Below are 12,435 nucleotides of genomic sequence, written 5' to 3'. Positions count from 1 at the left end.
GCATTATTCCTTATTAAACAGCGCCCGAATAAAGTCTTTCGCCGCAAACTGCCTTAAATCGTCAATTGCTTCACCTACACCGATAAAACGAATAGGCACCTTAAATTGATCAGCAATGGCAAAAATCACGCCACCTTTAGCTGTGCCATCCAACTTGGTTAAACTAATGCCTGTCAGCGGTACAGCTTCATTGAACAATTTGGCCTGACTTAGTGCATTTTGCCCAGTACCTGCATCCAGTGTTAGCATGACTTCGTGTGGCGCTTTAACATCAATTTTTTGCAGCACCCGCACGATTTTTTTCAACTCTTCCATCAAATGCGCTTTATTTTGTAAGCGTCCCGCAGTATCGGCAATCAGAATATCGACTTTACGTGCTTTAGCCGCTTGATATGCATCAAAAATAACCGAGGCACTATCAGCGCCAGTATGTTGGGCAATGACCGGGATCTTATTACGATCACCCCACACTTGTAGCTGCTCTACCGCTGCAGCACGAAAGGTATCACCAGCCGCCAACATCACACTCTTGCCTTGCTGCTTAAATTGCTGTGCCATTTTACCAATGGTGGTAGTTTTACCCACTCCGTTAACCCCCACCATTAAAATCACAAAGGGCCCCTCTGCCGCTTCAGGTAACAAGGGCTGTTCCACATCCTGTAACAAGGTTGCCATGTCTTGCTGCAGTTTATCAAACAGTAAATCAGCATCTTTTAACGCTTTGCGATCGGCATGCAGGGTCAGCTGTTTAATTAGCTTCTGTGTGGTATCCATGCCCACATCAGCTAACAACAGTTGCGTCTCCAACTCCTCATATAAATCGTCATCAATTTTTTTACCCACAAACAATGACGCCAGACCTGCACCTAAATTTTGACTGGTCTTTGCTAAACCTTGTTTTAAGCGAGTAAAAAAACCTGCCTTAGGCTGTTGCGATGGACTTGGCACAGCCACAGCTGTTGCAACTTGTTCAGTGGCAGACGCATCAACAGTTATTGCGGTGCTGGCCGTTGCTGTAGCCGCTGGCGCAGTCTCTGTCTCAATAATAGTCGTGGTAGCTTGCACCACTTCCGAAGTTATCTCTGAACTGTCAGCAGACTCAGAAGATGAAATCGGTGCTTGGCTATCCGCTAAGCGTTCAGTATTTTCTGGTTTAACGCCTTGTGCATTACTCTCTGAAGTAACGCCTTGCTCAGTACTTTCTGGGGTGACGACTTGATCGGTGTTTTTCTTACCAAAACCGAGCCAGGAAAAGAGTTTATTTTGTTTTGTCATATGCTTTTGTGTCAGAGTCGGAAAACTAGGATAAAATTAGCCTTATACTAACACCTTTATGATGCAGGCAAAAAGCAATAGATGAAACAACCTAAAACCCGCACGTCCAATACTGCTCAACCAGGCTATGTCAGAATAATTAGCGGTAAATGGCGCGGTAAACGCTTACCGGTAGCCGATGCGCTTGGCCTAAGACCCACCACCGATCGCGTCAAAGAGACCCTTTTTAACTGGCTAATGCATGATACCGCGCAAAGCACTGTCTTAGATTGTTTCGCAGGTAGTGGTAGCTTAGGCTTAGAAGCCTTGTCGCGGTATGCTGCCCATGTCACGCTAGTCGAAAAAGCCCCTGCTTTAGCAAAGCAATTGCAGCAACATTTGCAACAGTTAACCGCGGAACATGCAGAGGTAATAAATAAAGATTGCCTCCAGTTTTTACAGCAACCAGCCAAGCGTCAATATAGTCTGGTGTTTATCGATCCGCCATTTCGACAAAATTTAGCGCAACCATGCTGTCAGGCCTTGGAGCAACATGGCTGGTTAACTGAAAGTGCACTAATTTATTTAGAAACCGAAAAAGAACTACCTTTAACAGCCATTCCTACCAACTGGCAATTGCTAAAAGAAAACATTGCTGGCCAGCTCGCGTATCGTTTATGGCTTAGGCAATAACCATATAATAGGTAAGCGATTATTCTGTGATTGGGGTTTCGCTGACCGCTGCAGTACTGTGCAGTGGCAGCTCCATAGCCAAATTGGTTAGCCCTTGTTCTCTTACCCAAGCTTTTAATTGCTGCATTTGCTCTCGACCGACCGGATGCATTGGCTTAACCAATGCAATTAACTCTGCCAAACAGTCCATTTCGTATTGCATTAAAGGATGATCACGCACCACTTTTTTTAATTCAGCTTCGGTGGTGATCGCTAACTCTTCAGCCTCATATTCAATCAACCGTGCCACCGTAGCCTGAGAGATCTTAGCCACATTAATAAACTCGGCAGCATCTTGCTGAGAAATACCATTTAGCATCATATCTAGCGCAGTGGCGCTATCTACCGCAGGATAAACGCCAAACATATCAAACTGAGTCACTTCAGGCGTCACCAGTTCTAACTCTTCAGCCAAGCGTTCAAAGTTAATTTTAACCTTTTTAACGGTCAGCCACTCCCAGCACAAATCCAGAATATTGCGCAGTAACTTACTATCGCCAAATTGACTTACCTCAGCAAAAAGTTGGTAATTAGGTAACATACGCTCTAGCAATGCGGCTGCAATGGCAGCTTGTTGATGAAAACTTAACTCACGCATTAATTGAAAGTTATTGGCTTTTTGCTTCATAAAGATCCTGCTATTTTTCGCCTGCGACACACACTGGCCTGCTTTGGTTATATTTAAACACAGTTACGAAAAAACCACACAACACTTTACGCATTCCCAGTGTATTATATCGCGGCAATAGGCTGCTTATGCTGTTGACCTCTAGGAACTTTTGCTAAACTTTCAGGTCAATACGAGTGCAATTAATGAGGTTAGTTACTGATCTTGTACAAAAGTACAGCAGTAAAACCTATAACCCTAAGGATTAAGGCAGGTGTTTATGAAAAAGCCATCGTTTCTACAAATTTGCCGTAACTTACTTATCTTAAGTTGTGCGTTTTGGCTGACGGCTTGTGCCACCGGTCCAAAAGTACGCTCGGATCTCGCACCGGATGCTAACTTGGCTAATTATCAAACTTTTGGCTTTATGGAGCAGCTGGCAACAGACCAACATGGTTACACTTCCTTGGTCACGCAACATCTTAAAGCAGCGGTAACGGCAGAAATGACCGCTCGAGGTTATCGTTATACAGATCAATCGCCGCAACTGTTAATTAACTTTAACTCTAATGTAGAACAACGAGCAGATATTCGAACAAATACGACAACGGCTCTTCCTTATTATGGGTATTATCATTACCGTCGTGGCTTTTACAGCCCTTTCCCATATTATCAGCAAGAAATTGAAACCGTTCGTTACAAGTTCGGCACCGTCAATGTAGATGTGGTTGATGCTGCTCGCAAACAATTGGTATGGGAAGGCATTGCTGAAGGCGTATTAAACAAGCAAGATATCGAGCAACCGCGGGAGTCTATGGCTCGGGTGGTGAATCAGATATTTACACAGTATCCGATAACACGCCGGCAGTAGCCGGTGTGTTTTCAATATACTGACACACCTTACTTAAAACTGACTAGTTAACTTTAATTTTTGCTGCTGCCGCCAATTCCGCGACTTGAAGCTTTAACGAGTCACAACGCGCGTTTGGGTCTAATTGCTGCAGAGAAAGCGTCAGATCTGCTACTTTTACCCCAAACTTGTGCATGCTGGTTCGGTTAATCACATTCTGCTGATCAATTAGGTACAACCAATCTTTTACCGTGACATCTAAAGTGCCATCGTTATATGGAATACGTAACACATACTGCCAATATAAGGCATTACCTGCTAATTGCCCTTGCGCACTACCAACAACGTCATCAGCAGTGCCGCTGACTCTACCATCGGCAAACTGCTGTAAACGCCAATGACGCTGCTCAACTCGGCCATCACTAAAATAAAACACTTCATAAAGATCGCCACGATCACCAGTCCACTCGCCACAGAGATCGGCAGTAAAACGTAATGTCTGTTTGCCACGCCAGTCTTGTAAAACACCATAGGCTTTACCTGAGCCGGCAAAAAACTCCTTTAACGATAGTACTGGCGTTTCTGCCTGATACTGTTGTACTGACTGACTACAACCAGCTAAAAGACCTATTAAAACTAAACTTATAATCCGCATGATACTTCTCCTTTATTTAGGCTTTCTTACGCTATGTAACCTATTCTGGCTCACTCTCGCCCAAAAGCGCGGAATATGGCAAACTAAGCATTATTTTTTAACTGCCGGATTAACAGTATGTCACAGCCAGCAAATACTGCATTCAGTGAATTAGCAGACCATTTCTATCAGCATGGCTGGGTATGGGTACCGCAATTTTTACCCACAGCATTAAACCATGCGTTATTGGAAGACCTTCACCTGCAAGCTTTGCAGCAAGCTGGCGTTGGTAGACAACAAGACCATAATGTCAACGCGCAAATCCGCCGTGATCAAACCGCCTGGTTAGATGGTCGCTCCTTAGCACAACAAGGTTATCTGGCAATGATGGCAGAATTACAACAGTGGTTTAATCAGAGGTTCTTCATGGGATTATTCGACTTTGAATGTCATTATGCACGTTATCAGCAAGGTGATTTTTACCAAAAGCATGTAGACGCTTTTAGAGGTCGCTCTAATCGGGTGTTAACCACGGTAAGTTACTTAAATAGCGTTACACAAGGTGGTGAGTTGCAACTTTTCGATGAAGAGGAGCAGTTATTAACCACCATTAAACCTGAAGCAGCCGGTTTAGTGATTTTTGAAAGCGAGCGCTTTCCTCATCAGGTACTACCGGCTATTGATGAGCGTTTTAGCATAGCGGGCTGGTTTCGCCGTAATAACAGCCTGAATGGCTTGGTTGATCCAGGCAGCTAAAGGCTTAATGATCAAGTAGTGTTAACTGAGCACCAGCGGCCAGCTGGTTAGCCGCAAACCATCCTCTGGGCATTTCTAAAGCAGCAATAACAGCAATTTCGGAAGGTACCGAGGTTTCATCATAAGGTTCGAGTTGTCTAATATGGTGGATGCGCCAGTCAGTATCGATAAAAGCCACATCCAATGGCATACTGGTATTGCGCATCCACAAACTGATGTGTTGCGGCTCAGCATAGAGCAATAGCATGCCTGGGTCAGCCGCTTGTTGGAACATCAGGCCCTTAGCACGTAACTCTGGCGTTGCGGCTAATTGCACTTGGATAGTCTTCTGTTCAAGCTGCAAATTGACGAGAGGAAAGTCTGTGGTAGCGGTTATGGCAACACAGCTGGTTAATAATAATAGCGCGGCAATAAACCATAATTTCATTGATACCATCCCAAGCTCACAAATAACCCAATAAAAATAAGCATACCTACATAATGATTATGCAAGAACGCTTGAAAAGCACCTTGCCGATGCTGCCAAGCCAGATAATGTTGATATAGAAACGCTAAAAGCGCACCAATCAAGGCAAAATAGAACGGCCACGCCATAGCGGTCATCTCAGCAACAAGGTAAAGTAAACCAAGAAATGCCAGTTGCAAGAGTATAATAATCGGTTGTGCATAAGCACCAAACAAGATCGCCGTGGATTTGATCCCTACCTGCAGATCATCTGGGCGATCAACTAACGCATAAAAAGTATCATAAGCAACCGTCCAGCATAAATTGGCTAGATAAAGCAACCACGCATACATGGGCACCTCTCCTTGTAGCGCCATAAATGCCATAGGGATCCCCCAACTATAGGCAGCACCCAAAACTACCTGCGGTAGGTGTGTATAGCGTTTCATAAAGGGATAACAGCTGGCTAGCACTACCGCCACTAAGGCCAATAAGCGTGTTTGATTATTTAAGAACAGCAGCAAGAGAGCTGCCAAACCTAACAGTAAACCGAAAAGTTGTAGCGCTTCTTGCACCGAGACTGAGCCAGTTGCCAGAGGACGTAATTTAGTTCTTTCCACTTGCCCATCGACGTGACGATCAGCAAAATCATTAATAACACAACCAGCAGATCGCATCAAAATGACACCTAAACTAAAGACTAACCACATGCCAAGATCAGGAATACCTTCAGCAGCCAACCATAACGCCCACCAAGTCGGCCACAGCAGCAAGTAAATACCTATCGGCTTATCCATGCGCATCAATTGCCAATACAGTGCCTTACGCTGCCAACTTAATTGCCATGTCATATTGATATTACTCCTGGCAAAAATACTTCTGCCACTAAAATGGGTTGGCCTGCCACCGTAAATACGGAGCGTCGAGCCCAATAGTTACCTGCTACTACTGGAAAAGGCGCTGTTTTTAAGGGCAATTGCGCTACCTCAATAGGGCTACGCACCACATCTGGAAATTGAAATAACAACTCACCTAATGGTTGCTCTCCTAAAATAGCTAATTGTTTTAATTGTTGTATACTTTGGTTTGGTATCCAGCTTTGTGCATAAACTGCGGGCTGCTGATTGCACCACATCACTACTTCGCGACGCATACAGGTACTGATCGGTTGCTGAAAACAAGGTTGTAAAAATGTCGGCAACGTTATCGCGCTTTCTCCTAACAACTGTAGCCGAAAATCTGTACTGTGGGCTTTTAAACGCGCCGTGAGCGATGCAGCTTCCAGCAACCATGGCGCTAAAGCCAAAGGCACGGTTTGTGTACTCGCTAATTGCCAAGAGGCATCTAAAGATAAAACTGCCGTCATTATTTTAGGAAAACTAGGGGTAAAAAATTTACGGCATCATAGCAAGCAGCTAAATATTTTTCAGCCTTAATTGAGGGTAGTTAGATAATTATACTAACTGCTGATATGATTAACAGACTACCAAATAGTCATTGTTTAAAGGGTTCAACATGGTGAAACTACTTACTTTCATTTTGACCATGCTACTGGTTATGCCAATTGCACCAGTAAATGCTAAAAACTCAGCCCCTGTAGAAGTCGTTTACTATGGTTTTGATCCGGATATTGTGACTAATTACGTTGCGGATAATAGAAAAACGCTAGGCTATGTAAGAGTATCGGTTGAACTGATGCTGCCCAGCAAAGATGCTTTGAAAACCATTGAGTACCATGAGCCCATTATTCTGGATAGAATAATTGGTATTTTAAGTAAGCAGCCAGAACAAAAAATTAAATCGTTGACCGGCCGCGAAGAAGTGAGGCTGCAAATTTTGGAAGAATTGCAGCAACTGCTAAAACGTGAAACGGGCCAAACCATGGTACAGGATGTGCTTTTTACCAAGTTTCTTTATCAATAGGTCTTTGCTGTGGGTCTGGAGTTTTTAGTTAACCAGGCCCAACCCAAACCACATAACAATCCACCTAAGTGTGCCCAGTTTGCCATATTGACCCAAAGCACATCCATAAAACCTAACGCTAACCAGAAGATCATAAAGACAGCTAAGCCATTGGTCACAGGATAGTGCTGACTAGCATTTAGCCGGTCAGACAACCAACAATAGCCCAACAGCGCATATACGACTCCAGACAGCCCCCCAAAGTTTGGCCCTGCGAGCGCCAGTTGTAAGCCGTTTGAGAGTACTGCGCTACTTAACATGATCTGGAATAAGACCCAACTACTAAGCTGTCGCTCAATTTTATGACCTAGCAACACCCACCAACATAAATTAAACACTAGATGCGTTAGCGAGAAATGCAAAAATGCTGGGGTTACCCAGCGCCAAACTGCTGAAGTGTCAGTCAGTTGTAAACTGGCATTGGCGCCAGCAAAATCGATCTGTTGCCACAAATAAACGAGTAGCGTGGTTAACACCACCAAACTGGTCACAGGCAAGTGCCACAATGCAGATAAATTCCAGCTATTATTGCTAGACGCGCTTTGTACAGTGTGGCTTTGCTGCCAAGCTGCAGCCTGATAGCGCGGATGAGCAGGATCTTGTAAAAACTGTTCCAGTAAGGTTTGCAACTGCTCGATATGTTCTGCAGGGGCTAATAATGCGGTTACGGCCCCTTCTGGCTGAACGTCTACTGGGATCCCTTGAGTTTGGCAGTAATCGGCAAATAATAATGCCGCCTTTGCCGATTTAAACTCAACAAATCTATGCATTATCTTCACTATCTTCAGCAGTGACGTACGGTTCTTGGCTACGCCAACTTTCGAAACCACCATCCATGCTAAAAACCTGCTCGTAACCTTGTTCTGCTAAATATTGCGCAGCACCTTGGCTAGAATTGCCGTGATAACACACCACGACGACGGGTTGAGAATAGTCATGCTCACGCATAAACTGGCCTAAACTGGTATTGGTAAGATGAAACGCTTTTGCCATATGGCCTTGCGCAAAGCTTTGCTCATCGCGAATGTCCGCTATTACTGCATTGTCCTGAATCAGTTGCTTTGCTTGTGCTATTGAAATTCGTTTGAAGTCACTCATAAGCTACCCTTAACACTTTTTTATATCATACCTCAGCACACACAAAATATCAGCAGCAGATAATCACAAACCGCTAGACACCAGATTAAAATATCGTTAACAATATACACAACATTATGTTGGAGCCTGTTATGACACTACTTATTATTTTAACGCTGATTGCGGTAGCAGTGTTTTATATCATCAGCATTTTTAATCAGCTGGTAAAACTAAGAAATCGCTTTCAAAATGCTTTTGCGCAAATTGAAGTACAGCTAAAACGTCGCTACGATTTAATTCCAAATTTGGTAGAAACGGCGAAAGCCTACATGCAGCATGAGCGTGAAACGCTTGAAGCGGTGATTAATGCGCGAAATGCCGCTATGGCCGGTTTAAAGGTTGCCGTAAATAACCCTGGTGATGCAGGCGCAATTAACCAACTCGCGTCAGCTGAAGGTGCTTTACAGGGAGCCATGAGCCGCTTTAGCATGGTGATGGAAGCTTACCCAGATTTAAAAGCCAATCAGAACATGATGCAGCTGACGGAAGAGTTAACCAGTACCGAAAACCGCGTTGCGTTTGCCCGTCAGGCATTCAACGATGCCGTTACCGAGTACAATAGCTACAAACAAAGTTTTCCGCCGATGTTCTTCGCCGCCAGCTTTGGTCATGCGCATGACGCCAAGTTATTAGAATTTGCTGATAGTGCACAAATACAGGTAGCACCTAGGGTTAGCTTTTAACTTATATGAACTTTTTTAAGCAGCAAGATCTGGCCAGACGTAATACCAATCTGCTTATTTTGTTATTTTTACTTGCCGTCTGCTCTTTAGTTATTCTGACTAATCTACTGGTGATGCTGAGCTTTGGCCTGTTTCAAGGCCAAGCTAGCTTTTTGCCCTGGGAGTTAAGCCTTAGCATTAGCTTAGTCGTGATTACGATCATTGGCTTAGCCATAGTAGCCAAATGGCAACAACTGAAACTAGGTGGACGTACCATCGCGCAATCGCTAGGTGGTGAGCGCGTATCGGCTGACAGTCAGGATCCCTTGCATCGTCGCTTGTTAAACGTTGTGGAGGAAATGGCGGTTGCTGCCAATTTACCCGTACCTCCAGTTTACTTATTACCTGAACGTGGTATCAATGCGTTTGCTGCAGGTTATAGCCCCGCTGATGCGGTAATTGGGGTTACCCAAGGTTGTATCGAACAGCTGAATCGTGACGAGTTACAAGGTGTAGTGGCGCATGAATTTAGCCATATTTTGAATGGTGATATGCGCATGAATATTCGTCTTATCGCAATTCTAAATGGCATCTTATTTATCGGTCATATAGGTTATTACTTATTACGAGCAAGTCGAGGCAGTCAGTTGGTTCGCAGCAGCCGAAAGCGGGATGACAGCGCAGGCGCCTTATTTCTTCTCGGTCTAGGGTTAGTTATCATTGGCTATCTAGGCTCTTTTTTTGGTAACTTAATTAAAGCCGCTGTGAGCCGTCAACGTGAATATCTGGCAGATGCGTCTGCTGTGCAATTTAGTCGTAACTCACGGGGCATAGCGGGAGCACTAAAACGTATTGGCGGCTATCAAGCAGGTACGCATATTAGTCACGGCAATGCCGATGAAGTGAGTCATTTATTTTTTGGGGAAGCGATTAGTCGTTGGGCTGCGATCTTTGCAACTCATCCACCTCTTGAGAAACGGATCCGCCGCCTTGATCCCAGCTGGAATGGTCGTTTTAGCAAAACGCCAACCGTGGCGACGGTTAGCCCAGCGCAAAGTAAAGATCTGCCTGAGGAGCAGCAACGGCGCGCGATGTTAGCCGCTATCCCTATGCTATTAACCCAGAGTAGCCATCAGCGCTTGTCTGCTCAAGCCATTGTTTGTGTCATGCTTTTAGAAAGCCCCACAACAGCAGTAGCTGCAGACAATAACTTTGCAACACAATTAACCCATATTAAAGCTTATGGCAGCCATGCCTTGTTAAGCGAAGTTGATCAATTAACAGATGCCATACTGCGATTACCGTTAGCACAACAAGTCCAGCTATTACAAATGTCGATACCAGCATTGAAACAGTTGACTGAGAGTGAATTTCAACAATTTGACCAGCTATTACAGCAACTTATTGGCCCAATGCCGACGTTTAAACAATGGCTCTGTATAAGTTTTATTGAACATGTCGTTGCCAGTGAATATGATGCCAAACAGGTAATTCGCACTTTTAATCAACAAAAACTGACTGATTTGCTGCCAGCATTACTGCCATTTTTAAGCGCAGTTGCAGATTGCGCAGGTCATGCCCAAGCCACTCAAACTGCTTGGCTAACGATACTAACTTCGCTCAACTTACCAAGCGACCTACCGAAGCCTGTAGTTAACTTTAGTGAGCTAAATATGGCTTTACTGCCATTATTGCAAGCGTCTCCTCGTAATAAAGAAAAAATTTGGCAAACTATTCTTAGTGCAATGAAAGTCGACCAGCACTTTACAAATGAAGAACAAGGTTTAGTCAATTTCCTCGCTTTGTTGCTGGAAATGCCAGTTCCACATTTAGACATGTTCTAACTTTTTTGCTACCAATTTTGGGCAAAGCCTCATCAACTTTTCAATATCCTCCTGATTAGGAGCATTGAAAAATACGAAAAACGATAAGTTGTGTGGCAAGAATGTTAGACAGAGCTTTAGCCGCGTCGTTACCTCAGGTAGAATAACGGACTATTTTTAACCTTGGGAATGACGCCATGTCTGATAATCAATTATTCTTGTTGTACGATACCTCGTTCGACGAAATGGATGCAGAAGGCTGCCCGGGATTTGGCTATGTCTTACTCTTTTCTGCCGAAGATGCGGAGCAATTTGTACCAGGCGAAAATCCAAACTGTGCTGCCGTATCCATGTTGTTTACCGATCATGCTGACGGCAGTATCAGTGGCGATTTGTTAGGCTGGGCACATTTAGATGCAGAAATCTTCCAACAATACCCGTTAGGAGATTTTTTAATGCTGATGGAGCAAGCGGCACAGGTCGCTATTAATGCTTATCGGCAAGTAGGGCAAGTTCCTGATAAATTGGTAGCTCTTAATTTGCCAGATGATGATCTGCTACAATTTGATGTACAATTTAACGATTTACAGCTTTCAGAACAACAAACTGAACAGCAGCTGGCACAACAACTGATGTTAGGCCGCCCTTATTTAGATTCATAATAGCAATCGTCATTCACTGCGGAGTAATGGGATGGTCAAAGCAATTAACATGTCGTTAATCGAAAATGCTCTACAAGGCTTTACAATCCCACCACAACCGCAGGTACTACGACATATCCAGCAGCAACTGAACAGTCCAGAGCCGGACCTTAACCGCATTGCAGCCCTAATTGCCTTAGATATTGGTACTGCAGGCTTTACCTTGAAAGTAGTTAACTCGGCATTTTTTGGCTTACGCAGTAAAATTACCTCGGTCGAGCAGGCATGCCGTTACCTTGGTTTAAATCGGGTGGTTAGCTTAGCTCGCAGTGTGTTATTGCGCTTTACGCTTGAGGAAGGTAGACAAGATGCCTTCAGTAAAAAGCTTTGGAACAATGCTCTGCATACGGCTAACTTAGCTATGTCACTTGCAAAACACCTAAATTTTGATCAACAAACCCAAGATGATTGTTATTCTTTAGGGCTATTCCGTAATGCGGGTATGTCGTTAATCAGTGAACAGAATAATCAATATGCTGCCATTATGCAGCGCGGTCTCAGTGAACATCTCGCTGCTAGTGCTATTGAAGAACAATTTTTTCAGACCAGTCATGAAGTATTGGGTTATTTAGTTGCAGAGTCTTGGGGGCTAACAGATACACTGTGCAATGTCATTGCCTACCACCATAGCCCAACACTGTTACTTGCGACCGACAATGAAGCAGAACATCAGCGTTTTGCCATTTTAAAAATTGCGGAATATCTCAGTGGCGAGAGCCAACAACTATTCGGGGTGAGTATTGATCCTGAATGGCAAAACCATCAAGTTACTATCTTAGAAGTACTGGATCTCGAACCGCTGCAAATCCCTGAGTTAGCTGAGATGATGCATCGGCAAGAGCTCCGCACCATTTATAGTGTCTGAGGGCATT

The 12,435-nt window shown here is 44.1% G+C and carries 16 protein-coding genes; 8 read left to right on the top strand and 8 right to left on the bottom strand.

The window, feature by feature from the left end:
* Window positions 1-3: 3 nt before the first annotated feature.
* Window positions 4-1,275 carry a signal recognition particle-docking protein FtsY gene (ftsY, locus tag ACO1PK_RS09830; RefSeq protein ID WP_423185458.1) on the bottom strand — a complete coding sequence of 424 codons (1,272 nt, stop codon included), beginning with the start codon at window positions 1,273-1,275 and terminating at the stop codon, window positions 4-6.
* 81 nt (window positions 1,276-1,356) lie between these two features.
* Here ftsY and rsmD point away from each other — a divergent pair, with 81 nt between their 5' ends.
* Entirely contained in the window at window positions 1,357-1,947 is a 591-nt protein-coding gene (gene rsmD / locus ACO1PK_RS09825; RefSeq protein WP_423185457.1) for a 16S rRNA (guanine(966)-N(2))-methyltransferase RsmD, read from the top strand.
* A gap of 19 nt (window positions 1,948-1,966) precedes the next feature.
* Here rsmD and ACO1PK_RS09820 read toward each other — a convergent pair whose 3' ends face one another.
* Window positions 1,967-2,614 carry a YjaG family protein gene (locus ACO1PK_RS09820; protein ID WP_423185456.1) on the bottom strand — a complete coding sequence of 216 codons (648 nt, stop codon included), beginning with the start codon at window positions 2,612-2,614 and terminating at the stop codon, window positions 1,967-1,969.
* A gap of 259 nt (window positions 2,615-2,873) precedes the next feature.
* On the opposite strand from ACO1PK_RS09820, the gene ACO1PK_RS09815 reads away from it, so the two are divergent.
* Complete coding sequence (locus tag ACO1PK_RS09815; RefSeq protein WP_423185455.1) at window positions 2,874-3,464, top strand: DUF4136 domain-containing protein; 591 nt, start codon at window positions 2,874-2,876, stop codon at window positions 3,462-3,464.
* Window positions 3,465-3,507: 43 nt separating this feature from the next.
* On the opposite strand, the gene ACO1PK_RS09810 is transcribed toward ACO1PK_RS09815, so the two are convergent.
* A complete protein-coding gene (locus ACO1PK_RS09810; RefSeq protein ID WP_423185454.1) occupies window positions 3,508-4,098 on the bottom strand; it encodes a DUF3833 domain-containing protein in 591 nt (196 codons plus the stop codon).
* A 117-nt stretch (window positions 4,099-4,215) separates the two neighbouring features.
* Between ACO1PK_RS09810 and ACO1PK_RS09805 the strand changes: the two genes are divergently transcribed.
* Window positions 4,216-4,833: a 2OG-Fe(II) oxygenase gene (locus ACO1PK_RS09805; protein WP_423185453.1), complete on the top strand. Its 618-nt coding sequence runs from the start codon at window positions 4,216-4,218 to the stop codon at window positions 4,831-4,833.
* A gap of 4 nt (window positions 4,834-4,837) precedes the next feature.
* Here ACO1PK_RS09805 and ACO1PK_RS09800 read toward each other — a convergent pair whose 3' ends face one another.
* The 3 genes from ACO1PK_RS09800 to ACO1PK_RS09790 are packed head-to-tail and all read right to left on the bottom strand — an operon-like array spanning window position 4,838 to window position 6,644.
* Entirely contained in the window at window positions 4,838-5,260 is a 423-nt protein-coding gene (locus ACO1PK_RS09800) for a DUF192 domain-containing protein (protein ID WP_423185452.1), read from the bottom strand.
* A complete protein-coding gene (ubiA, locus tag ACO1PK_RS09795) occupies window positions 5,257-6,129 on the bottom strand; it encodes a 4-hydroxybenzoate octaprenyltransferase (RefSeq protein WP_423185451.1) in 873 nt (290 codons plus the stop codon). Before ubiA ends, ACO1PK_RS09800 begins: the two co-directional genes overlap by 4 nt.
* The gene (locus tag ACO1PK_RS09790; protein WP_423185450.1) at window positions 6,126-6,644 is read right to left on the bottom strand and encodes a chorismate--pyruvate lyase family protein; all 519 of its coding nucleotides are present in this window, start codon (window positions 6,642-6,644) and stop codon (window positions 6,126-6,128) included. The genes ubiA and ACO1PK_RS09790 overlap by 4 nt, the downstream gene beginning before the upstream one ends.
* Window positions 6,645-6,793: 149 nt before the next feature.
* Here ACO1PK_RS09790 and ACO1PK_RS09785 point away from each other — a divergent pair, with 149 nt between their 5' ends.
* A complete protein-coding gene (locus ACO1PK_RS09785; protein WP_423185449.1) occupies window positions 6,794-7,201 on the top strand; it encodes a flagellar basal body-associated FliL family protein in 408 nt (135 codons plus the stop codon).
* Here the strand turns inward: ACO1PK_RS09785 and glpG are convergent.
* Both glpG and glpE read right to left on the bottom strand, forming a co-directional pair.
* Window positions 7,195-8,010 carry a rhomboid family intramembrane serine protease GlpG gene (gene glpG / locus ACO1PK_RS09780; protein WP_423185448.1) on the bottom strand — a complete coding sequence of 272 codons (816 nt, stop codon included), beginning with the start codon at window positions 8,008-8,010 and terminating at the stop codon, window positions 7,195-7,197. The genes ACO1PK_RS09785 and glpG overlap by 7 nt on opposite strands.
* Window positions 8,003-8,338, bottom strand: a complete 336-nt coding sequence (gene glpE / locus ACO1PK_RS09775) for a thiosulfate sulfurtransferase GlpE (RefSeq protein ID WP_423185447.1) — start codon at window positions 8,336-8,338, stop codon at window positions 8,003-8,005. The genes glpG and glpE overlap by 8 nt, the downstream gene beginning before the upstream one ends.
* 131 nt (window positions 8,339-8,469) lie before the next feature.
* On the opposite strand from glpE, the gene ACO1PK_RS09770 reads away from it, so the two are divergent.
* The 4 genes from ACO1PK_RS09770 (at window position 8,470) to ACO1PK_RS09755 (ending at window position 12,428) form a co-directional block, all read left to right on the top strand.
* A complete protein-coding gene (locus tag ACO1PK_RS09770) occupies window positions 8,470-9,060 on the top strand; it encodes a LemA family protein (protein ID WP_423185446.1) in 591 nt (196 codons plus the stop codon).
* Window positions 9,061-9,065: 5 nt separating this feature from the next.
* Window positions 9,066-10,883 carry a M48 family metallopeptidase gene (locus tag ACO1PK_RS09765; protein WP_423185445.1) on the top strand — a complete coding sequence of 606 codons (1,818 nt, stop codon included), beginning with the start codon at window positions 9,066-9,068 and terminating at the stop codon, window positions 10,881-10,883.
* Between the two features lie 176 nt (window positions 10,884-11,059).
* Window positions 11,060-11,524: a hypothetical protein gene (locus ACO1PK_RS09760; protein WP_423185444.1), complete on the top strand. Its 465-nt coding sequence runs from the start codon at window positions 11,060-11,062 to the stop codon at window positions 11,522-11,524.
* Window positions 11,525-11,573: 49 nt separating this feature from the next.
* Window positions 11,574-12,428: an HDOD domain-containing protein gene (locus ACO1PK_RS09755; RefSeq protein WP_423185443.1), complete on the top strand. Its 855-nt coding sequence runs from the start codon at window positions 11,574-11,576 to the stop codon at window positions 12,426-12,428.
* Window positions 12,429-12,435 lie beyond the last annotated feature (7 nt).

The organism is Alishewanella sp. d11, assembly GCF_049390205.1.
Taxonomy (GTDB): Bacteria; Pseudomonadota; Gammaproteobacteria; order Enterobacterales; family Alteromonadaceae; genus Alishewanella.
This window is presented reverse-complemented; position numbering and strand designations above follow the sequence as displayed.

What these genes read in the sequence shown, in the direction of transcription:
- ftsY (WP_423185458.1), bottom strand. Translation starts at nt 1,275, where the DNA reads ATGACAAAACAAAATAAACTCTTTTCCTGGCTCGGTTTTGGTAAGAAA.
- rsmD (WP_423185457.1), top strand. Translation starts at nt 1,357, where the DNA reads ATGAAACAACCTAAAACCCGCACGTCCAATACTGCTCAACCAGGCTAT.
- ACO1PK_RS09820 (WP_423185456.1), bottom strand. Translation starts at nt 2,614, where the DNA reads ATGAAGCAAAAAGCCAATAACTTTCAATTAATGCGTGAGTTAAGTTTT.
- ACO1PK_RS09815 (WP_423185455.1), top strand. Translation starts at nt 2,874, where the DNA reads ATGAAAAAGCCATCGTTTCTACAAATTTGCCGTAACTTACTTATCTTA.
- ACO1PK_RS09810 (WP_423185454.1), bottom strand. Translation starts at nt 4,098, where the DNA reads ATGCGGATTATAAGTTTAGTTTTAATAGGTCTTTTAGCTGGTTGTAGT.
- ACO1PK_RS09805 (WP_423185453.1), top strand. Translation starts at nt 4,216, where the DNA reads ATGTCACAGCCAGCAAATACTGCATTCAGTGAATTAGCAGACCATTTC.
- ACO1PK_RS09800 (WP_423185452.1), bottom strand. Translation starts at nt 5,260, where the DNA reads ATGAAATTATGGTTTATTGCCGCGCTATTATTATTAACCAGCTGTGTT.
- ubiA (WP_423185451.1), bottom strand. Translation starts at nt 6,129, where the DNA reads ATGACATGGCAATTAAGTTGGCAGCGTAAGGCACTGTATTGGCAATTG.
- ACO1PK_RS09790 (WP_423185450.1), bottom strand. Translation starts at nt 6,644, where the DNA reads ATGACGGCAGTTTTATCTTTAGATGCCTCTTGGCAATTAGCGAGTACA.
- ACO1PK_RS09785 (WP_423185449.1), top strand. Translation starts at nt 6,794, where the DNA reads ATGGTGAAACTACTTACTTTCATTTTGACCATGCTACTGGTTATGCCA.
- glpG (WP_423185448.1), bottom strand. Translation starts at nt 8,010, where the DNA reads ATGCATAGATTTGTTGAGTTTAAATCGGCAAAGGCGGCATTATTATTT.
- glpE (WP_423185447.1), bottom strand. Translation starts at nt 8,338, where the DNA reads ATGAGTGACTTCAAACGAATTTCAATAGCACAAGCAAAGCAACTGATT.
- ACO1PK_RS09770 (WP_423185446.1), top strand. Translation starts at nt 8,470, where the DNA reads ATGACACTACTTATTATTTTAACGCTGATTGCGGTAGCAGTGTTTTAT.
- ACO1PK_RS09765 (WP_423185445.1), top strand. Translation starts at nt 9,066, where the DNA reads ATGAACTTTTTTAAGCAGCAAGATCTGGCCAGACGTAATACCAATCTG.
- ACO1PK_RS09760 (WP_423185444.1), top strand. Translation starts at nt 11,060, where the DNA reads ATGTCTGATAATCAATTATTCTTGTTGTACGATACCTCGTTCGACGAA.
- ACO1PK_RS09755 (WP_423185443.1), top strand. Translation starts at nt 11,574, where the DNA reads ATGTCGTTAATCGAAAATGCTCTACAAGGCTTTACAATCCCACCACAA.